This is a genomic window from Stagnimonas sp. FW305-C-60 (assembly GCF_058782965.1).
The window spans coordinates 1,093,725-1,112,971 of record NZ_JBYSYF010000001.1; the positions used below are offsets into that span (position 1 = coordinate 1,093,725).

Below are 19,247 nucleotides of genomic sequence, written 5' to 3' on the forward strand. Positions count from 1 at the left end.
CCAGGGACGGCCCACTGCGGGCTACTGGCAGTTCGCCCCGGCGACGATTTCGCCGGAGCGAAATCGAGTGAGCGTAGCGAACCCGCAGGGCAGGCCCCTGGACGGGGCCTGCAACGCCCGGCCAAGGATGGCCGGGCCGGGGGTGGGAAGAATGCTGAGGTCGCGCCAGGGATGGCCTACTGCTTTGTCTTGAAGGGCGCCCGCGGCCAAGCCGCGCGCTGACAGTGGCATGCTCTCCCCATGCCGTCAGCCCCATCCTCGGAACTCGCCACCAGCATCTCCGCCTACCTGGAATACCTCCAGGTGGTGCGCCGCGCCCCGGCGAGCAGCCTAGCCGGTCGCCGTCAGGACTTGCAGCGCTTTCTGGAGTTCGCCGGCGAGCGTGGGCTGGAGCGGATCGAGCAGATCGACGTGCATGCGGTGCGCGCCTACGTCGCCCGCCGCAGCCGCCTGGGCCTGGCGCCGGTGAGCGTGCGCCGCGAGCTGTCCAGCCTGCGCAGCTACTTGCAGGCGCAGTGCCGCAACGGGCTGCTGCTGGCCAATCCGGCCGCCGAGGTGCGCTCGCCCAAGGTGGCTCGGCGGCTGCCTTCGGCCTTCGAGGCCGAACCCCTGAACGCGGCGCTGGACCAGCCCGCCGACGGCGCTCTGGAAGCCCGCGACCGGGCGATGGCAGAGCTGCTGTACTCCTGCGGCCTGCGCCTGGGCGAGTTGCAGCCGCTGCAACTGGGCCAGTTTGATGCCGGCTTGAGCGAGGTGCGGGTCACCGGCAAGGGCGGCAAGACCCGCGTGCTGCCGGTGGGCGCGCAGGCCAGGGCGGCGCTGACGGCCTGGCTGGCGCTGCGGCCCGCCGGGCAGGGTGCCGGTGCCGCCCTGTTTCCGGGGCGGGAGGGTGAGCCCCTGTCGCGCAGCGCCATCGCCGGCCGGCTGAAGCTCTGGGCTCAGCGCGCCGGCCTGGCGGGGCGGGTGCACCCGCACCGCTTCCGTCATGCCTTCGCCACCCATCTGCTGGAAGGCAGTGGCGATCTGCGCGCGGTGCAGGAGCTGCTCGGGCACGCCAATCTGGCGACCACCCAGATCTATACCCACCTCGATTTCGAGCGCCTGGCCAAGGTCTACGACCAGGCCCATCCGCGGGCTCGGAATAAGGCAAGGCCGAAATAATGTTGCAGGGCAGCATCGCCACGGTGATAAAATTCGCAATTGAGGTTTCGTTAACGACCTTTCCTCTCGCTGTTCCCCCTGTCTCATCATTCAACCCGCTGTCTCCCTGGGAGTTTCATAAATGAACAATCTGCTCAAGATCGCCCTGCTGGCCGCCCCTATCGCTCTCGCCGCGTGCAAGAAGGAAGAGGCTGCCGCTCCGGTGGAAGCCCCGGCCGCCGCTCCGGTCGTCGAAGCCGCCCCGGCCCCGGTCGAAGCTGCTCCGGCTGAAGCCGCTCCGGCCGCTGCCGACGCCGCTGCTGCTGCCGCCACCGACGCCGCTGCTGCTCCGGCTGCCGCCGAAGCCGCTCCGGCCGAAGAGCCCAAGAAGTAAGTCCCTGCGCGGCTTGCCGCGCACACTGCTTCTCCCCGGTCCGCCGGGAACAAAGAGCACCGCAAGGTGCTCTTTGTGTTTCTGGCCCCCCCCGGCGGCGGTTGAAAACCCGTCGCCGCCCCCAATCTTTGCCGGCATTCACCCATTCCCAGGGCTAGGCCCGGAGCAGGTTCATGCAGCAATTCGACGGCACCACCATCCTCGCCGTGCGCCGCAATGGCACGGTGGTCATCGGTGGCGATGGTCAGGTTTCCATGGGCAACACCATGGTCAAGGGCAATGCCCGCAAGGTGCGGCGGCTCTATAACGGCCAGGTGATTGCCGGCTTCGCCGGCGGCACCGCCGACGCCTTCACCTTGTTCGAGCGTTTCGAGGGCAAGCTGGAAAAGCACGGCGGCCAGCTGGTGCGCGCCGCGGTGGAAATGGCTAAGGACTGGCGCACCGACCGCTACTTGCGCAAGCTCGAAGCCCTGCTGCTGGTGGCCGACAAGGAGGCCACGCTGATGATCTCCGGCAACGGCGACGTCATGGAGCCGGAGGCGCACGGCGTGCTGGCGATCGGCTCCGGCGGCAGTTTCGCCACCGCCGCCGCCCGTGCCCTGGTCGAGCACTCTGAACTTGGCGCCCGCGAGATTGTCGAGAAGGCCTTACACATCGCCGCCGACATCTGCATCTACACCAATCACAACCTCACCATTGAGACCATCGATGCCTGATATCGGGAGCCCTGTGAACGAACCCCAGACCCCTAGCGCGACCTTGATGACGCCGCGCGAGATCGTGCAGGCCCTGGACCAGCACATCGTCGGCCAGGCCGCCGCCAAGCGCGCGGTGTCGATCGCCCTGCGCAACCGCTGGCGCCGGCAGCAGACGCCGGTTGGCATGCGTGCCGAGATCACGCCGAAGAACATCCTGATGATCGGTCCCACCGGCGTCGGCAAGACCGAGATCGCGCGCCGGCTGGCCAAGCTCGCCAACGCGCCGTTTGTGAAGGTCGAAGCGACCAAGTTCACCGAGGTCGGTTACGTCGGCAAGGACGTCGACACCATCGTCCGCGATCTGGTCGATGTCGCGGTCAAGCAGACCCGCGAGCAGGCCGCGCGCCGGGTGCGCGACAAGGCTTTAGCCGCCGCCGAGGAGCGTGTGCTCGACGCCCTGCTGCCGCCGCCCAAGGATTTCGGCGAGGCCAGCGAGTCGCGCCAGCAGGAGAACAGCGCCGCCCGCCAGGTGTTCCGCAAGCGCCTGCGCGAGGGCAAGCTCGACGACACCGAGATCGAGGTCAAGCTCAATGCCGCCGCGCCCAATGTGCAGCTGATGGGGCCGCCGGGCATGGAGGAGATGACCCAGCAGCTGCAGTCGATGTTCGCCGGCATGGGCCAGGGCAAGACCCGCAGCAAGAAGATGAAGATCGCCGACGCCATGAAGCAGCTCACCGACGAGGAAGCCGGCAAGCTGGTGGACGAAGAGGCGATCAAGACCGAGGCGCTGCATAGCGTCGAGGAAAATGGAATTGTCTTCATCGACGAGATCGACAAGGTCGCCAAGCGCGGCGAGTACGCCGGCGCCGATGTTTCCCGCGAGGGAGTGCAGCGCGACCTGCTGCCGCTGATCGAGGGCTCGACAGTGAGCACCAAGTACGGAACGGTGAAGACCGACCACGTGCTGTTCATCTGCTCGGGCGCGTTTCACCTGTCCAAGCCTTCCGACCTGATTCCCGAGCTGCAGGGCCGGCTGCCGATCCGTGTCGAGCTGGAGGCGCTCAAGGTCGAGGACTTCGTGCGCATCCTCACCGAGCCCAACTACTCGCTCACCGAGCAGTACAAGGCGCTGTTGGCCACCGAGGGCGTGAACATCGAGTTCAGCCCCGAGGGCGTGCGGCGGCTGGCCGAGGTGGCCTTCCAGGTCAACGAGCGCACCGAGAACATCGGCGCCCGCCGTTTGCACACGGTGATGGAGCGGCTGATGGAGGAGCTCGCCTTTGAAGCTCCCGACCGCGCCGGCAGCAGCCTGACCGTGGACGCCGCCTACGTCGATGGCAAGCTGGGCAAGCTGGCCGCCGACGAAGATCTTTCTCGCTACATCCTCTGAGACCGTCATGAACGCACCGACCCCCGCCGGCATCAAGCTGCACCGCGCCGACCAGACCCTGGAACTGCGCTACGCCACTGGCCGCCAGTTCATGCTCACGGCCGAGTACCTGCGGGTGTTCTCGCCCAGCGCCGAAGTGCGCGGTCACGGGCTGGAAGAACCGGTGCTGGTGCCGGGCAAGCGCGCGGTGGGCATCCAGGAGATCGTGCCGGTGGGCCAGTACGCGGTGCGCCTGGTATTCGACGATGGTCATGACAGCGGTCTGTATTCCTGGGACGTGCTCTGGGAGCTGGGCCGCGAGCAGGAAAAGAACTGGGCGCGCTACCAGCAGCGCCTGGCCGAGCACGGCATGAGCCGCGACCGCGACCTGGTCAAGCTCGCCGCCCTGCCCAAGAAGTACAGCCCGGCCAAGACCCAGCGCGCCTGAGTTCGGGTCTCGCGTTAGTTGATGCAGCGCCCCTCGCGGCGTAAGGTGCGCGCACATGAAAATCGTCATTCTCGGTGCCGGGCAGGTTGGCTCCACGCTCGCGGAAAACCTGGCTCGCGAGTCCAACGACATCACCGTGGTTGACCGCGACGCCGGCATGCTGGCGGCCTTGCAGGAGCGGGTGGATCTGCGCACGGTCCTGGGCCATGCCTCGCATCCCGACGTGCTGCGCCGCGCTGGCGGCGACGACGCCGACATGCTGATCGCGGTCACCGACGCCGACGAAACCAATCTGCTGGCCTGCAAGATCGCCCACACGCTGTTCCGTACGCCCACCAAGATCGCCCGCGTGCGCAGCGCCGAGTACCTGCGCGACGCTAGCATCCTGTTCGCGCAGGACGCGCTGGCGGTGGACATGTGCATCAGCCCCGAGCAGCTGGTCACCGACTACATCCGCCGGCTGATCGAGTACCCGGGCGCCCTGCAGGTGGTGGATTTCGCCGGCGGCCGGCTGCGGCTGGTCGGCGTGCGCGCCTACTACGGCGGTCCGCTGGTCTCGCGCCAGCTCAAGGAGTTGCCGCAGCACCTGCCCAAGGGCGTGGAAGCACGGGTGGCGGCTATCTACCGCCGTGGCCGCGCCATCCTGCCGGAGGGCGACACCATCATCGAGGCCGAGGACGAGGTGTTTTTCCTCGCCGCCGCCGAACACATCCCGAAGATCATCGCCGAGCTGCGCCGCCACGATAAGCCGGTGAAGCGGGTGATGATCGCCGGCGGCGGCAACATCGGCCTGCGCCTGGCGCGGGCGCTGCAGGACCATGTGCAGGTCAAGCTGATCGAGAAGGACAAGACCCGCGCCGCCGCGCTGGCCGCCGAGCTCGATCATGTGGTGGTGCTCAACGGCGATGCCGCCAACGAGGCGCTGCTGCTGGAAGAAAACATCGACGATGTCGATGTTTTCTGCGCCATCACCAACGACGACGAGGCCAATGTGCTGGCGGCGATGCTGGCCAAGCGCCTGGGGGCCGGCAAGGCCTTGTCGCTGATCAACCGTCTGGCCTACGTCGATCTGGTGGAGGAGAACTCCGCCGTCGACATCGCCATCTCACCGCAGCAGTCCACCATCAGCGCCTTGCTGGCGCATGTGCGCCGGGGTGATGTGGTCAAGGTCTACACCCTGCGCCGCGGCGCCGCCGAGGCGATCGAGGCGGTGGCGCACGGCGAGCGCGGCAGCAGCAAGGTGGTGGGCCGCCGTATTGACGAGATCAAGATGCCGACCGGCGCCACCATCGGCGCCATCGTCCGCGGCGAGCAGGTGATCATCGTCCACCACGACACCGTGATCGAAGCCGAGGATCACGTGATCCTGTTCATCGTCGACAAGAAGAAGACCCGCGAGGTCGAGAAGCTGTTCCAGGTCGGTTTCGCCTTCCTCTAATGGAAGGTTAGTCTTTCCAGAAGCTCGGCGTCAGCACCACGAACAGGGTGAATACTTCCAGGCGCCCGAGCAGCATCGCGAAGGTGCAGACCCAGGTCTGAAAGTCGTTGAGCACGCCGTAGTTGCTGGCCGGGCCGACCAGGTTCAGGCCGGGGCCGGCGTTGTTGATGCTGGCCACCACCGCGGAAAACGAACTGAGCAGGTCGAGGCCGGTGGCCAGCAGGATCAGCGTCAGCACCAGCACGCTGATCAGATACAAGTGCGCATAGCCCAACACCGCCATCACCACCTTGGGCGGGATCGGCTTGCCGCCCACCTTCAGCACCGCGACGCTGTTGGGGTGCATCAGGCTGAACATCTCGCGGCCGCTCTGCTTGAACAGGATCAGCACCCGGATCATCTTCATGCCGCCGCCGGTGGAACCAGAACTGGCGCCGACGCTGGACATCAGCAGCATCACCATGGGCACGAACAGCGGCCAAGTGTTGTAGTCGACGCTGGCGAAGCCGCAGGAGGTGGCCAAGGCGACCATGTTGAAGCCGACGTGGCGCAGGGTGGTCCAGTAGCTGTCGTACTGGCCGTGCAGCCAGAGGTAGGCGCTCAGGCCCAGGGCCGCGGTCAGGAACAGCGGCAGGATCGCCCTGGCCTCGGCGTCCTCCCAATAGGCGCGCAGGCTGGCGCTGCGCCAGGCCACGAAATGGGTGGCAAAGTTCAGCGTCGCCAACAGCATGAAGACGATGGCGATGCCCTCGATCAGCGGTGAGTTGAAGTAGCCGAAGCTGGCATCGTGGGTGGAAAACCCACCCAGCGACAGCGCCGCGAAGGCATGGCAGATGGCGTCCAGCCAGTTCATGCCGGCCAGATGGAAGCTGAGCGCGCACAGGGCGGTCAGCGCGATGTAGATCGACCACAGCGATTTGGCGGTCTGGGTGATGCGCGGGGTCAGCTTGTCGTCCTTCATCGGCCCCGGCGTCTCGGCCTTGTACAGCTGCATGCCGCCGACACCCAGCAGCGGCAGGATCGCCACCGCCAGCACGATGATGCCCATGCCGCCCAGCCAGGTCAGTTCGTGGCGCCAGAGATTGGTCGAGGGTGGTAGCTGGTCGAGGCCGGTCAGCACCGTCGAGCCGGTGGTGGTCAGGCCGGAGATGGTCTCGAACATGGCGTCGGTGAACGACAGGCCATCGATGGTGATCATCAGCGGAATGGTCGCGCTGATGCCCATCAGCACCCAGGACAGGGTCACCAGCAGAAAGCCCTCGCGCGGCTTGATGTCGCGCTTGGCGTGCCGGGTCAGGAACCAGAGCGCGCCGCCCAGTACCAGGTTGATGGCCATCGCCACCACGAAGTCCCAGTGCTCGCCGTCGGCGGTGATCAGCGAGCAGGCGATGGGCAGGCTGTAGGTGAGGCTGAACAGCATCAACAGCAGCCCCAGGACGCGGGCTACCGGCAGGATTCCGCGCACCGCGGCGCTGTTGTTTTTGTGCATGGAGTGCAGTTTACGCCGTGGCTAACAGACTGACGCCGGGCGGGATTTTCGTCACCGTCGGCCGGTGTATATTGAACGCCCATTTAGCAGGCGGCCAGCTCCCCGCTGCCTGCGGCGAGGAGACTAGAACCATGACCGCAGCCGTCCTGACCATGCCCGAAACCACCACCCTGGATGCCGAAGTGCGCCGGGTGTTCGAAAAGCAGTTCGAGACCGCCATCCGCCTGCGGCGCTCCAGCGCCGACGAGCGCATCGCCAAGATCAAGAAGCTCAAGCTGGCGGTGCTGGCGCACAGCGAGGCGCTGCAGCAGGCGATGTACAAGGACTTCAAGAAGCCGGCGGTGGAGGTCGACCTCACCGAGATCCTGCCGGTGGTCGCCGAGGCCCACGACGCCATCCGCAAGCTCAAGAAGTGGATGAAGCCGACCAGCGTCTGGCCGACCCTGCTCACCGGCGGCCTGAAGGGTTACATCCAGTACGAGCCGCGCGGCCGCTGCCTGATCATCGCGCCCTGGAACTACCCGGTGAACCTCTGCTTCGTGCCGCTGGTGAGCGCGATCGCCGCCGGCAACACCGCCATCATCAAGCCCAGCGAGATGACCCCGCATACCACTGCGGTGCTGGTGAAGATCATCAAGGAAACCTTCGCCGAAGACGAGATCGCGATCTTCGAGGGCGATGCCAGCACCTCCACCGCGCTGCTGGCGCTGCCCTTCGACCACATCTTCTTCACCGGCTCGCCGGCGGTCGGCAAGATCGTCATGGCCGCCGCCGCCAAGCATCTCACCAGCGTCACCCTGGAGCTGGGCGGCAAGTCGCCGACCATCATCGACGAGACCGCCGATCTCGACCTCGCCGCGCAGAACATCCTCTGGGGCAAGTACACCAATGGCGGCCAGACCTGCATCGCGCCCGACCATATCTTCGTGCACGAGTCGGTGAAGGCGGCGTTCATGGAGAAGGCCAGCGCGGTGCTCAAGAAATCCTACGGCAACAGCGACGCCGACCAGGCCAGCTCGCCCTACCTCACGCATGTCGTCAACCAGCGCCACACCCAGCGCGTCGCCGGCCTCTTGGAAGACGCCAAGAGCCGTGGCGCGACGGTAGTCGCCGGCGGTGGCGTCAACGTCGCCGACCAGTGGGTCGCCCCGACGCTGATCACCAACATCCCCAAGGACGCCAAGATCATGTCCGAGGAAATCTTCGGGCCGCTGCTGCCGATCATTGGCTACACCCAGCTGCAGAGCGTGGTCGACGAGATCAACGCCAACCCCAAGCCGCTGGCGCTCTACGTCTGGAGCCGCAACGAGGCCAACATCCAGAAGGTGATGAAGGAAACCAGCTCCGGCGGCGCCTGCATCAACCACACCGTGGTGCACTACCTGCACGGCAATCTGCCGTTCGGTGGCGTCAACAACTCCGGCATTGGCAATGCCCACGGCATCTACGGCTTCAAGGCCTTCAGCCACGAGCGCGCGGTGATTCGCACCCGTTTCATGATGGCCAAGATGTTCTTCCCGCCATACTCCGGCTTCATGAAGAAGATGGTGCGGCTGCTGATGAAGTTCGTCTAAGCCGGAGCCCGAGCAAAACCAAGAGCCCCGCCCGCTGGCGGGGCTTTTTTGTGGCCGCTTGCGGCGCCGCGCTGGGGTCGCGGTTATTGCCAGCGATAAGCCAGGCTGATCGCTGCCGCGCGGAATTTAATTGGAATTGTTACTGACCGGTAACTATCTTATCGACGCTCCTCTCCGGTCGAACCCCGTCCATGTGGCTGATCCAGCTCGCGCTACGGCGCCCGTACACCTTCGCGGTCCTAGCCATCGTCATCCTGCTGGGCGGCGGGCTGGCGGCGCGCAGCGTGCAGAAGGACATCTTCCCCAACATCGAGATTCCGGTGATCTCGGTGATCTGGACTTATCCGGGCCTGGCCGCCTTCGACTTCGAGCGGCGCATCACCCAGTACTCGGAGAACTCGCTCAGCGCCAACGTCAACGACATCGAGCACATCGAGAGCCAGACTACCGAGGGCGTCGGTCTGATCCGGGTGTACTTCCATCCCGGCGCCAAGTCGGAGGTGGCACTGGCACAGGCCACCGCGATCAGCCAGACCATCCAGCGCATCATGCCGACCGGCGTGACGCCGCCGATCCTGGTCCGCTACCGCGCCGACTCGGTGCCGCTGATCCAGCTGGCGCTGTCCAGCGAGAGCATGAGCGAGGCGCAGATCTTCGACTACGCCAATACCCGCATCCGTCCGGCCATTGCCGCGCTGCAGGGCGTGACCATGCCGGCGCCCTACGGCGGCGCGGCGCGCCTGGTGAACGTCGATATAGACCCGGCGGCGCTGCGCGCGCGCGGCCTGTCGGCGCGCGATGTCGCCGAGGCGGTGAGCCTGCAGAACCTGACCCTGCCGGCCGGTTCGGCGAAGATCGGCGACACCCAGTACGCGGTGCAGCTCAACAGCTCGCCGGCGGTGCTCCAGCAGCTCAACGACCTGCCGGTGCGCGAGGTCGGCGGCAGCATGGTCTACCTGCGCGATGTCGCCAGCGTCCACGACGGCCAGGAGCCGCAGATCAACATCGTGCGCGTCGATGGCAAGCGCAGCGTGCTGGTGCAGATCCTCAAGAACGGCAATGCCTCGACGCTGGACATCGTCGAGGGCGTGAAAGGCCTGCTGCCGAGCATCCGCGACGCGGCGCCGCCGGGCATGCAGATCGAACTGCGCTTCGACCAGAGCCAGTTCGTGCGCGGCGCCATCGCCGGCGTGGCGGTGGAAGGTCTGATCGCCGCGCTGCTCACTGCCACCTTCATCCTGCTGTTCCTCGGCAGCTGGCGCTCGACGCTGATCGTCGCCATCTCCATCCCGCTATCGGTGCTGGCCTCCATTGCCCTGCTCACCGCGCTGGGTCACACCCTCAACCTGATGACCCTGGGCGGCCTGGCGCTGGCGATCGGCATCCTGGTGGACGAGGCGACCATCACCATCGAGAACATCCACCGCCATCGCGGCATGGGCAAGGAGCTCACCGAGTCCATCCTCGACGGCTCGGCGGAAATCGCCTTCCCGGCGCTGGTCTCGGCGCTGGTGCTGACCATCGTGTTCATCCCGGTGGGGCTGCTCGGCGGCGTGGCGCGCTACCTGTTCATCCCGCTGGCGCTGGCGGTGGTGTTCGCCATCCTCAGCTCCTACGTGCTGTCGCGCACGCTCACCCCGGCGCTCGCCAACTGGCTGCTGCGCGGCGAGCCGCACGACGCGCATGGTGCGGCGCCCAAGGGCTTCTTCGGCCATGTGCACCACCGCTTCAATGCCGGCTTCGAGGCGCTGCGCGCGCGCTATACGCTGGCTCTGGACTGGACTTTGGCGCACCGGCTGACCGCACTGCTGGCGATGCTGATGGTGGTGGCCGCGACGGCGGTGGTGCTGCCCTTCGTCGGTCGCGAATTCTTCCCCACCGTCGATGGCGGGCAGATCCGCCTGCACGTGCGCGCGCCCACCGGCACCCGCATCGAGCGCACCGAGCAGATCTACTCTGCGGTGGAGGACGAGATCCGCCGCCTGCTGGGCAAGGACGTGGCCCTGATCGTCGACAACATCGGCCAGCCGGCGGTGAAGTATTCAATGGCCTTCGGTGACTCGGTGACCACCGGCACCCACGATGGCGAGGTACTGATCGCGCTGGCGCACGAGCGGAGCAAGACCGCGCCGGAGTGGATGCAGCTGCTGCGCGAGCAGTTGCCGGGCAAGTTCCCCGATCTCGACTTCTACTTCCAGCCCGCCGACATCGTCAGCCAGATCCTCAACTTCGGTCTTCCGGCGCAGATCAATGTGAAGGTGATTGGCTTCAAGCGCGCCGACAATTTCGCGCTGGCGCAGCAGCTCCAGCAGCGCATCGCCGCCATCCCCGGCGCGGTGGATGTGACCCTGCACCAGAGCAACGACCTGCCGACGCTGAAGCTGGATGTGGACCGCGCCCGCGCGCTGGAGCTGGGCGTCACCCAGCGCGATGTCGCCAACGACCTCTTGGTGACGCTGTCCGGCTCCGGCACCGTGCAGCCGAATTTCTGGATGGACCCGGTGACCGGCAACCCCTATCGCGTCGCGGTGCAGCTGCCGGAGCGCGAGATGAGCTCGGTCGCCCAGCTGCTCAACACGCCGGTGTCGGTGGCGGTCGGTGAGCCGCAGTTGCTCAGCAATCTCGCCAGCATCGAGCGCGGCCTGGCGCCGGCGGTGATCAGCCACTACAACGTGCAGCCCAGCTATGACCTGTTCGTTAGCGTCGCCGGCCGCGATCTCGGCGCGGTGGCGGCCGACCTCGACGGCGTGCTGGACGCGGCGCGCAAGGAGCTGCAGCCCGGCAACCGCATCGAGCTGCGCGGCAGCGTCACCGCCATGCGCGAGGCCTTCTCGCGTCTGGGTTTCGGCCTGCTCGGCGCGGCGGTGCTGGTGTACCTGCTGATGGTGGTCAACTTCCAGTCCTGGCGCGATCCCTTCATCGTGCTCACCGCGCTGCCGGCGGCTGGCAGCGGCGTGGTCTGGGGCCTGTGGCTGAGCCATACCTATTTCAGCGTGCCGGCCTTGATGGGCGCGATCATGACCATCGGTCTGGCCACTGCGAACTCCATTCTGCTGGTGACGTTCGCCAACCAGCGCATGGCCGAGGGCCTGGACAGCTTCGCCGCCGCGCTCGATGCCGGCGCCACCCGCCTGCGGCCGGTGCTGATGACCGCCGGCGCGATGCTGATCGGCATGCTGCCGATGGCGCTAGGCCTGGGCGAGGGCGGCGAACAGAACGCGCCGCTGGGCCGGGCGGTGATCGGCGGTCTGTCATTCGCCACCTTCGGCACCCTGCTGTTCGTGCCGGTGGTCTACGCGACGCTGCGGCGTGGCGTAGTGCCCGGCGCGCTCGCGCCGGCCCCAACTCATTGATGTTCAGCGGAGTCTCCGCATGTCCCAGAAAAAATCCTATCTCTATCTCGGTGTCACCGCGCTGACGCTCAGTGCCTTCGCCGCCATCGGCCTGGCGCCGCGTCTGCATGCCGATGCCGGCAAGCCCGCGGCGGTGGCGGCCGAGGCGCCGACGCTGAGCGTGGTCGAGGTGCAGGCCGCCCCCGGCGAAAGCGGGCTGACCCTGCCCGGCACGCTGCGCGCCTGGCAGGACACCGCCCTCCACGCCCGCGCCGCCGGCTACCTCAAGCGCTATCTGGTCGACCTCGGCGACACGGTGCAGGCCGGCCAGTTGCTGGCAGAAATCGAGACGCCCGACCTCGATCAGGACCGCATCGCCGCCCGCGCGCAACTGGCCCAGGCCGAGGCCGAGCTGGCGCTAGCGAAGAGCACCAACGACCGCTACCAGGAGCTGGTGCGTCAGGGCGCGGTCTCCAGGCTGGAAGCCGATCAGCGCGCCACCGCGGTCGCCGCCGGCGAGGCCAGCGTCAACAACGCCAAGGCGCAGCTGGGCCGGCTCAACGAGCTGAGCGGCTTCAAGTGCGTCACCGCGCCCTTCGCCGGCCGCATCACCGCCCGCAATGCCGAGCCCGGCATGCTGGTGAGCGGCAGCGAGGTGCTGTTCCAGCTGGCCGAAACCCGCCAGCTGCGGGTCAGCGTGCAGGTGCCGCAGGCTTCCGCGCCGGGCGTGACGGCGGGCCTGCCGGCGCAGATCAGCCTGCGCGAGCTGCCAGGGCAGGTCTTCAGCGGCACCGTCAGCCGCAGTGCCGGCGTGCTCGACGCCGCGCGCACGCTCACCACCGAGATCCGCATCGACAACCACGACGGTCGTCTGCTGGCCGGCGCCTCGGTCGATGTCAGCCTCAAGCTGCCCAACGCGCAGCCGGCGCTGCTGATCCCGGCCAACGCACTGATCGTCAATGGCAAGGGCAATCAGGTCGCCAGCGTGCAGGCCGATAGCACGCTCAAGCTGCTGCCGGTGCGCCTGGGCCGCGATCTCGGCAAGCAGCTGGAAGTGCTGGAAGGCTTGTCCGCCGGCGCGCGGGTGGTGCTCAACCCGCCCGACACCCTGCGTGACGGCCAGACCGTGATCGCCCAGGCGGCCAAGACCGAGCCGGCGAAGCCGGCGGCAAAGAGCTGAGCGCTCGCCGCCGCAGGCGGGGCAGATCGCCGCGGTAGTGCCTCAGAATGCGCCGCCACTGCGAGGAGGGCCGCGATGAGCCTTAACGAATTGCTGGGTAGCGCGCTGCCGCTGATCCAGGCGCCGATGGCCGGCGCCCAGGGCAGCGCGCTCGCCATTGCCGTCGGCCGCGCCGGCGGTCTGGGCTCGCTGCCCTGCGCCATGCTCAGCGCCGAGCAGATCGCTAGCGAGGTGGCGGCCCTGCGCGCCGCCGGCCTGACTAGCTTCAACCTCAATTTCTTCTGCCATCAGCCGCCGACGCCGGAGGCGGCGCGCGAGGCGGCCTGGCGCGCGGCGCTGGCGCCGTATTATGCGGAGTTCGGCATCGACCCCGCCGGCATCACCGCCGGCCCCGGCCGCGCGCCGTTCACGGCGGAGTCCGCCGCGCTGGTCGAGGCGCTGCGCCCCCCCGTGGTGAGCTTCCACTTCGGCCTGCCGGAGCCCGAGCTGCTGGCGCGGGTGCGCGCCAGCGGGGCGCGGGTACTGGCCTCGGCGACCACGCTCGCCGAGGCGCTATGGCTGCAGGCGCGCGGCGTCGACGCGGTGATCGCCCAGGGCCTGGAGGCGGGTGGTCATCGCGGGCATTTCCTGTCTGCCGATCTCAGCGAGCAGCTGGGAAGCTTCGCGCTGCTGCCGCAGCTGGTTGCCGCGCTGCGGGTGCCGGTGATCGCTGCGGGCGGCATCGCCGATGCGCGCGGCGTCGCCGCCGCGATGGCGCTGGGTGCGGTCGGGGTGCAGGTCGGCACCGCCTACCTGCTCTGCCCCGAGGCCGCCACCAGTGCGGTCCACCGTGCCGCGCTGCGCGCGCCCGATGCGCGGCACACCGCGCTCACCAATCTCTATTCCGGGCGGCCGGCGCGCGGCATCGTCAACCGGCTGATGCGCGAGCTGGGTTCGCTCAGCGCGCTGGCGCCGGCTTTTCCGCTCGCCACCACCGCGGTCGCGCCCTTGCGCGCGAGGGCCGAAGCCGTCGGCAGCGGCGATTTCTCGCCGCTCTGGGCCGGGCAGAATGTCAGCGGCTGTCGCGAGATTGCCGCCGCCGAGCTGACCCGGGAGCTGGCGCGCGGCTTCTGCGGTTCTTCCTGATCCAGCAGCGGGCGGATGGATCGCCGGATTTTGGCGCGTCCCTGCCGCAGCGGCTAAGTTGCGGCGCAGTCCTGAGTCCATAAAGTCTTTGCCGGAGATCTACCTCATGCCCTCGACCCACCGGGAATTCCATCGCGCCGAACGCATCGGCTGGCTGCGCGCGGCGGTGCTGGGCGCCAACGACGGCACCATCTCGGTGGCGAGCCTGGTGGTCGGCGTGGCGGCGGCGGGCACGGCGCCCTCCGACGTGCTGCTGACCGGCGTCGCCGGTCTGGTCGCCGGGGCAATGTCGATGGCGGCCGGCGAGTACGTGTCGGTGCAGTCGCAGGCCGATACCGAGCATGCCGACCTGCGCCGCGAGAAGTCGGAGCTGGAGACCCAGCCGGAGCGCGAGCTGGCGGAGCTCAGCAGCATCTACGTCCAGCGCGGCCTGAGCCCGGCGCTGGCGCGGCAGGTGGCCGAGCAGCTGATGGCCCACGATGCGCTGCAAGCCCATGCCCGCGACGAGCTGGGCATCACCGAAACCCTGCGGGCGCGGCCGGTGCAGGCGGCGCTGGCCTCGGCGGCCTCGTTCGTGGTCGGGGCCCTGGTGCCCTTGGCGACGGTGCTGCTGGCGCCGGCCGCGCGGTTGGCAGAAGTCAGCTCGGCGACCGCGCTGGCGACCTTGCTGGTTCTGGGCGGCATCGCCGCCCGCGCCGGCGGCGCGCCGGTGCTGCGCGGCGCCGTGCGCGTGGCGTTCTGGGGCGCGCTGGCGATGGCGCTCACCGCCGGCATCGGCCGCTGGTTCGGCGCCGTGGTTTAGGGCGCCAAAAGGTTGCAGCTAGCCGCAGTCCGGGTAGACGGCGCGGGCCTGCTCTTTCAGCAGGGCCAGCAGGCGCTGCGCCGGCAGCGAGGTTTCGTCCTTGCGGCTGAGCGCGCCGATGGTGAGCTGGGTGTCGGCGGGCAGCGCCAGCGGCCGCGCCACCAGGCCCTCGGGCACTGCGCCCAGCACATAGCTCATCACCCAGAACAGCCCCAGGCCCTCGCGCACCAGGCCGGGGCCGGCATTGGTCTGGGTGGTTTCGATCAGGTTCGGCTCCAGGCCGTGGGCGCGCATCAGGCCCAGCACCGCGTCGTGCAGCTGCGGATTGATCATGCGGGCGAACAGCACGATGCGCTCGCCGCGCAGGGCGGCGACCGACACTGCGTCCTGCTGCGCCAGCGGATGTTCCTGCGGCAGCACGATCAGCCAGCGGCCGCTGACCAGGGGCGTGAAGCTCAGCGCCTCCGGCGGCTCGCCGCGCAGATAGCCGATGCCGAGGTCGATGCTGTGGCTGGGCAGTGCCTCCAGCTGGCGCGGCGAGGCCAGTTCCAGGCGCTCGAAGCGCAGGTTGGGAAACTCCGCAAGCAGCGCGCGGATCGCCGGCGCCACGAACGGCAGATTGAGGTATTCGGTGTAGCCCAGGGTGAGCTTGCGATCGGCCAGGCCAGCGGCGGAGCGGGCGGCGACGCTGGCCTCGTCCAGGGCGCGCAGAGTGTGGGTGGCGCCGGCGCGAAAGGCCTCGCCGGCGGCGGTCAGGCGCACGCCGCGCGCTTCGCGCTCGAACAGTTTCACTTCCAGCGCCTGCTCCAGGGCGGAGATCTGCTGCGACAGGGCCGGCTGGGTCAGGAAGATGCGCTCCGCCGCGCGGCGGAAGCTCTTTTCTTCCGCCACCGCCAGGAAGGAACGTAGCTGACGAAACTCAATGCGCATCGGCTCAGTCTATGTTGGGATGACCACGGACGCGACGCAAAAGCGCTCGCCAGCATCCAGTTCACTAGAGTCTTCCACCGCGGTTTCGCCAACCTTGCCCAAAGCCATGCGCCCTCTGCTGCTGCCTCTGCTGTGTGTGCTGACTCTTGCCGCTTGCAGCAGCAAGAGCGAATCCGATGCGCCGCAAATCACCACGGTGGCGGTGGAACGCGGCGATGTGGCGGCGGCGGTCACCGCCGGCGGCACCCTGCAGGCGCTGGTGACGGTGCAGGTCGGCTCGCAAGTCTCGGGCCGCATCGCCAGCCTGGAGGCCGACTACAACAGCATCGTCAAGAAGGGCGATGTGGTCGCCCGCATCGACCCCTTGCAGCAGCAGGCGGCGGTGCGCCGCACCGAGGCCAATGTCGCCGCCGCCAAGGGCAATCTGGCCAAGAGCCAGGCGGCGCAGGTCGATGCCGAGCGCCAGCTGCGGCGCGCGCGCGAGCTGCTGCCCCAGGGCTATGTCTCGCAGGCGGAGATCGACACCCTGGCGACCGCGCTGGAGCAGGCCCAAGCCGAGGTGGCGGCGCAGCGCGGCGCGCTGGCGCAGGCGCAGGCGGCGTATTCAGAGGCCTTGGTCAATCTCGACTACACGGTGATCCGCTCGCCCACCGACGGCATGGTGGTGACCCGCAGCGTCGATGTCGGCCAGACCGTCGCCGCCTCGCTGCAGGCGCCGGTGCTGTTCACCATCGCCCAGGACTTGAAGAAGATGCAGGTGCATACCAGCGTCGCCGAGTCCGATGTCGGCCAGCTCAAGGAGGGCATGGCGGCGGAGTTCAGCGTCGACGCCTATCCGACCCGCAAGTTCCAGGGCCAGGTTTCGCAGGTACGGGTGTCGCCGACCACGGTGCAGAACGTGGTCACCTACGACGCGGTGGTGGATGTCGAAAACCCCGCGCTGGAGCTGAAGCCGGGCATGACCGCCAATGTCAGCTTCCGCACCGCCGAGGCCAAGGACGTGCTGAAGGTCGCCAACGCGGCGCTGCGCTTCAAGCCGCCGCAGGCCTGGCTGGATGCCGCCAAGGCGGCGCGCGAAACAGCCGGCGCTGCCGCGCCCGCTGCTGCCAATGGTGGCAACGGCAATGGCAATGGCGGCGAGCGCCCGCGCGACCCGACGATCAAGCGGGTCTGGAAACAGGGCGCGAAGGGCGCCACCCCGGAGCCGGTGCCGGTGCGGGTGGGCGTGAGTGATGGCGCGGTCTCCGAGATCACCCCGCTGCGTGAGGGCGCGCTGGCGGCCGGCGATCTGCTGGTGACCGGCGCCGGCGGCGTCAATGGCGCCGCCAGCGGCAAGAGCAGCATGGCTCCGCCGGGGCCGTTCTGATGGCGCTGATCGAGCTGGACGGCATCGTTCGCAGCTATCGTCTGGGCGGTGAGGATTTCCTGGCGCTGCGCGGCGTCTCGCTGCGCATCGAGCAGGGCGAGTTCGTCGCGATCATGGGGCAATCGGGTTCCGGCAAGTCGACGCTGATGAACATCCTTGGCTGTCTCGATACGCCCAGCGCCGGCGAATACCGGCTGGCCGGCGAGCGGGTGTCGGCCTTGCCCAGGGCGCGGCTGGCGCAGATCCGCAGCCGGCTGATCGGCTTCGTGTTCCAGAACTTCAATCTGCTGCCGCGGGTGTCGGCGCTGGACAACGTCGCGCTGCCTCTCGCCTATGCGCGGGTGCCGCGCAAGGAGCGCCTGCGCCGTGCCCGGCAGGCGCTGGAGCGGGTCGGCCTGGGCGACAAGCTGCGCAACACCCCGGGCCAGCTCTCCGGCGGCCAGCAGCAGCGCGTCGCCATCGCCCGTGGGCTGGTCACCGAGCCGCAGGTGTTGTTCGCCGACGAGCCCACCGGCAATCTCGATAGCGCCACCAGCACGGCGGTGATCGAGCTGCTGCAACGGCTCTGGCAGGCCGGGCAGACCATCGTCATGGTCACTCATGAACCCGACATCGCCGCCCATGCGGCCCGAGTCATCACCCTGCGCGACGGCCAGGTGCTCAGCGATGTGCGCCAGACCCCGCTCGCCCTCGCCAGCGGAGCGCCGGCATGAATCCGCTGGAAACCCTCTACACCGCGCTCACCGCGCTGGCGCGCAACACCCTGCGCTCGGCGCTCACCGCGCTGGGCATCGTCATCGGCGTGGCGGCGGTGATCGCGATGGTGGCGATCGGCTCCGGCGCGCGCGCCAAGGTCGACGCGGCTTTCGCCTCGATGGGCACCAATCTGCTGGTGGTGCTGTCCGGCTCCTCGCAGTCCGGCGGCGTGCGCGGCGGCTTTGGCAGCCAGCCGACGCTGACCTGGGCCGATCTCAAGGCGATCCAGACCCAGGTCGACTCGGTGCTGGCGGCGGCGCCGCAGTTGCGCGCCAACGGCAATCTGATCGCCGAGTCCGGCAACTGGACCACCCAGATCACCGGCACCTCGCCGGAGTTCTTCGTGATCCGCGACTGGGCCATCGCCGATGGCGCGCTGTTCAGCCAGAGCGATCTCGACGCCACCCGCAAGGTGGTGGTGCTGGGCGCGACGGTGGCCGAGAACCTGTTCGGCGAGGCCTCGCCGGTTGGGCAGACGGTGCGCATCAGCAACACCCCGTTCACCGTGCTCGGCGTGCTGGCCAAGAAAGGCCAGTCGGCGATGGGCCAGGATTACGACGACGCCGCCTTCATTCCCACCAGCGCCTATCGCACCAAGTTCAGCGCCGGGCTGGCCAACTACATCGCCGGCGCCATCCAGGTGCGCGCGCAGGACGGTCAGTTGGAGCAGGCACAGACCGCGATTGCCGAATTGCTGCGCGAGCGCCACCGCCTGGGCGCCAAGGCCGACGACTTCAACATCCGCAACCTCACCGAGATGGCCGAGGCGCGCAGCGAGTCGACCAAGACCTTCAGCACCCTGCTGGCGGCGGTGGCCGGGGTGTCCTTGCTGGTCGGCGGCATCGGGGTGATGAACATCATGCTGGTGTCGGTTACCGAGCGCACCCGCGAGATCGGCCTGCGCATGGCCTTGGGTGCGCGGCCGGCGGACATCCTCGCGCAGTTTCTGGCCGAGGCCTCGATGCTCTCCGCCTTCGGCGGCGTGCTGGGCGTGCTGCTGGGGGTGGTTTCCGCCGACTATCTGGCCAAGCAGTTCGGCTGGAGCCTGCTGATCTCGCCGGCAGTAGTGGGTCTGGCAGTGGGCTTCTCGGCCCTGGTGGGTGTCGCCTTCGGTCTCTACCCGGCGCTCAGAGCCTCGCGGCTGGACCCGATCACTGCGCTCCGCCACGAATAAAAAAGGCCGGCAACCAGTGCCGGCCACGGTGC

Annotated in this window: 16 protein-coding genes; 14 read left to right on the forward strand and 2 right to left on the reverse strand. The window is 68.3% G+C overall.

All coding sequences use genetic code 11. The annotated features are described in order from the left end of the window. The first annotated feature begins 240 nt into the window (after positions 1 to 240). The 6 genes from AC3WT6_RS04990 to trkA all read left to right on the forward strand — a co-directional run bounded on the left by AC3WT6_RS04990 (position 241) and on the right by trkA (position 5,487). Complete coding sequence (locus AC3WT6_RS04990; RefSeq protein WP_492652455.1) at positions 241 to 1,161, forward strand: tyrosine recombinase XerC; 921 nt, start codon at positions 241 to 243, stop codon at positions 1,159 to 1,161. A 121-nt stretch (positions 1,162 to 1,282) separates the two neighbouring features. Then, a complete protein-coding gene (locus AC3WT6_RS04995; RefSeq protein WP_492652456.1) occupies positions 1,283 to 1,534 on the forward strand; it encodes a hypothetical protein in 252 nt (83 codons plus the stop codon). Positions 1,535 to 1,707: 173 nt separating this feature from the next. Continuing rightward, positions 1,708 to 2,250 carry an ATP-dependent protease subunit HslV gene (hslV, locus tag AC3WT6_RS05000; protein WP_123209888.1) on the forward strand — a complete coding sequence of 181 codons (543 nt, stop codon included), beginning with the start codon at positions 1,708 to 1,710 and terminating at the stop codon, positions 2,248 to 2,250. 46 nt (positions 2,251 to 2,296) lie between these two features. Further along, the gene (gene hslU, locus AC3WT6_RS05005; RefSeq protein WP_492652849.1) at positions 2,297 to 3,622 is read left to right on the forward strand and encodes an ATP-dependent protease ATPase subunit HslU; all 1,326 of its coding nucleotides are present in this window, start codon (positions 2,297 to 2,299) and stop codon (positions 3,620 to 3,622) included. A gap of 7 nt (positions 3,623 to 3,629) precedes the next feature. Then, the gene (locus tag AC3WT6_RS05010) at positions 3,630 to 4,049 is read left to right on the forward strand and encodes a gamma-butyrobetaine hydroxylase family protein (protein WP_492652457.1); all 420 of its coding nucleotides are present in this window, start codon (positions 3,630 to 3,632) and stop codon (positions 4,047 to 4,049) included. 55 nt (positions 4,050 to 4,104) lie between these two features. Beyond that, the gene (gene trkA / locus AC3WT6_RS05015; RefSeq protein WP_492652458.1) at positions 4,105 to 5,487 is read left to right on the forward strand and encodes a Trk system potassium transporter TrkA; all 1,383 of its coding nucleotides are present in this window, start codon (positions 4,105 to 4,107) and stop codon (positions 5,485 to 5,487) included. Positions 5,488 to 5,494: 7 nt separating this feature from the next. On the opposite strand, the gene AC3WT6_RS05020 is transcribed toward trkA, so the two are convergent. Beyond that, the gene (locus AC3WT6_RS05020) at positions 5,495 to 6,976 is read right to left on the reverse strand and encodes a TrkH family potassium uptake protein (protein WP_492652459.1); all 1,482 of its coding nucleotides are present in this window, start codon (positions 6,974 to 6,976) and stop codon (positions 5,495 to 5,497) included. 131 nt (positions 6,977 to 7,107) lie between these two features. On the opposite strand from AC3WT6_RS05020, the gene AC3WT6_RS05025 reads away from it, so the two are divergent. From AC3WT6_RS05025 to AC3WT6_RS05045, 5 genes are all read left to right on the forward strand, one after another. Then, on the forward strand, positions 7,108 to 8,550 hold the full coding sequence (locus AC3WT6_RS05025; protein WP_492652460.1) for an aldehyde dehydrogenase family protein: 1,443 nt from the start codon (positions 7,108 to 7,110) through the stop codon (positions 8,548 to 8,550). Between the two features lie 191 nt (positions 8,551 to 8,741). Further along, complete coding sequence (locus AC3WT6_RS05030) at positions 8,742 to 11,903, forward strand: efflux RND transporter permease subunit (RefSeq protein ID WP_492652461.1); 3,162 nt, start codon at positions 8,742 to 8,744, stop codon at positions 11,901 to 11,903. Between the two features lie 19 nt (positions 11,904 to 11,922). Then, the gene (locus tag AC3WT6_RS05035; RefSeq protein WP_492652462.1) at positions 11,923 to 13,062 is read left to right on the forward strand and encodes an efflux RND transporter periplasmic adaptor subunit; all 1,140 of its coding nucleotides are present in this window, start codon (positions 11,923 to 11,925) and stop codon (positions 13,060 to 13,062) included. Between the two features lie 75 nt (positions 13,063 to 13,137). Further along, on the forward strand, positions 13,138 to 14,187 hold the full coding sequence (locus AC3WT6_RS05040; protein ID WP_492652463.1) for an NAD(P)H-dependent flavin oxidoreductase: 1,050 nt from the start codon (positions 13,138 to 13,140) through the stop codon (positions 14,185 to 14,187). 106 nt (positions 14,188 to 14,293) lie between these two features. Further along, on the forward strand, positions 14,294 to 14,989 hold the full coding sequence (locus AC3WT6_RS05045) for a VIT1/CCC1 transporter family protein (protein WP_492652464.1): 696 nt from the start codon (positions 14,294 to 14,296) through the stop codon (positions 14,987 to 14,989). A gap of 18 nt (positions 14,990 to 15,007) precedes the next feature. On the opposite strand, the gene AC3WT6_RS05050 is transcribed toward AC3WT6_RS05045, so the two are convergent. Further along, positions 15,008 to 15,919, reverse strand: a complete 912-nt coding sequence (locus AC3WT6_RS05050) for a LysR family transcriptional regulator (RefSeq protein WP_492652465.1) — start codon at positions 15,917 to 15,919, stop codon at positions 15,008 to 15,010. A gap of 106 nt (positions 15,920 to 16,025) precedes the next feature. On the opposite strand from AC3WT6_RS05050, the gene AC3WT6_RS05055 reads away from it, so the two are divergent. The 3 genes from AC3WT6_RS05055 to AC3WT6_RS05065 are packed head-to-tail and all read left to right on the forward strand — an operon-like array spanning position 16,026 to position 19,215. Next, complete coding sequence (locus tag AC3WT6_RS05055; RefSeq protein WP_492652466.1) at positions 16,026 to 17,285, forward strand: efflux RND transporter periplasmic adaptor subunit; 1,260 nt, start codon at positions 16,026 to 16,028, stop codon at positions 17,283 to 17,285. After that, the gene (locus tag AC3WT6_RS05060) at positions 17,285 to 17,998 is read left to right on the forward strand and encodes an ABC transporter ATP-binding protein (protein ID WP_492652467.1); all 714 of its coding nucleotides are present in this window, start codon (positions 17,285 to 17,287) and stop codon (positions 17,996 to 17,998) included. Before AC3WT6_RS05055 ends, AC3WT6_RS05060 begins: the two co-directional genes overlap by 1 nt. Further along, entirely contained in the window at positions 17,995 to 19,215 is a 1,221-nt protein-coding gene (locus AC3WT6_RS05065; protein WP_492652468.1) for an ABC transporter permease, read from the forward strand. Before AC3WT6_RS05060 ends, AC3WT6_RS05065 begins: the two co-directional genes overlap by 4 nt. The last annotated feature ends 32 nt before the right edge of the window (positions 19,216 to 19,247 follow it).

Excerpts from the sequence above, each read along its gene's own strand:
- hslU (WP_492652849.1), top strand. The coding sequence starts at position 2,297 with ATGACGCCGCGCGAGATCGTGCAGGCCCTGGACCAGCACATCGTCGGC.
- AC3WT6_RS05045 (WP_492652464.1), top strand. The coding sequence starts at position 14,294 with ATGCCCTCGACCCACCGGGAATTCCATCGCGCCGAACGCATCGGCTGG.
- AC3WT6_RS05010 (WP_492652457.1), top strand. The coding sequence starts at position 3,630 with ATGAACGCACCGACCCCCGCCGGCATCAAGCTGCACCGCGCCGACCAG.
- AC3WT6_RS04995 (WP_492652456.1), top strand. The coding sequence starts at position 1,283 with ATGAACAATCTGCTCAAGATCGCCCTGCTGGCCGCCCCTATCGCTCTC.
- trkA (WP_492652458.1), top strand. The coding sequence starts at position 4,105 with ATGAAAATCGTCATTCTCGGTGCCGGGCAGGTTGGCTCCACGCTCGCG.
- AC3WT6_RS05060 (WP_492652467.1), top strand. The coding sequence starts at position 17,285 with ATGGCGCTGATCGAGCTGGACGGCATCGTTCGCAGCTATCGTCTGGGC.
- AC3WT6_RS05050 (WP_492652465.1), bottom strand. The coding sequence starts at position 15,919 with ATGCGCATTGAGTTTCGTCAGCTACGTTCCTTCCTGGCGGTGGCGGAA.
- AC3WT6_RS05065 (WP_492652468.1), top strand. The coding sequence starts at position 17,995 with ATGAATCCGCTGGAAACCCTCTACACCGCGCTCACCGCGCTGGCGCGC.
- AC3WT6_RS05020 (WP_492652459.1), bottom strand. The coding sequence starts at position 6,976 with ATGCACAAAAACAACAGCGCCGCGGTGCGCGGAATCCTGCCGGTAGCC.
- AC3WT6_RS05055 (WP_492652466.1), top strand. The coding sequence starts at position 16,026 with ATGCGCCCTCTGCTGCTGCCTCTGCTGTGTGTGCTGACTCTTGCCGCT.
- AC3WT6_RS04990 (WP_492652455.1), top strand. The coding sequence starts at position 241 with ATGCCGTCAGCCCCATCCTCGGAACTCGCCACCAGCATCTCCGCCTAC.
- AC3WT6_RS05030 (WP_492652461.1), top strand. The coding sequence starts at position 8,742 with ATGTGGCTGATCCAGCTCGCGCTACGGCGCCCGTACACCTTCGCGGTC.
- AC3WT6_RS05040 (WP_492652463.1), top strand. The coding sequence starts at position 13,138 with ATGAGCCTTAACGAATTGCTGGGTAGCGCGCTGCCGCTGATCCAGGCG.
- hslV (WP_123209888.1), top strand. The coding sequence starts at position 1,708 with ATGCAGCAATTCGACGGCACCACCATCCTCGCCGTGCGCCGCAATGGC.
- AC3WT6_RS05025 (WP_492652460.1), top strand. The coding sequence starts at position 7,108 with ATGACCGCAGCCGTCCTGACCATGCCCGAAACCACCACCCTGGATGCC.
- AC3WT6_RS05035 (WP_492652462.1), top strand. The coding sequence starts at position 11,923 with ATGTCCCAGAAAAAATCCTATCTCTATCTCGGTGTCACCGCGCTGACG.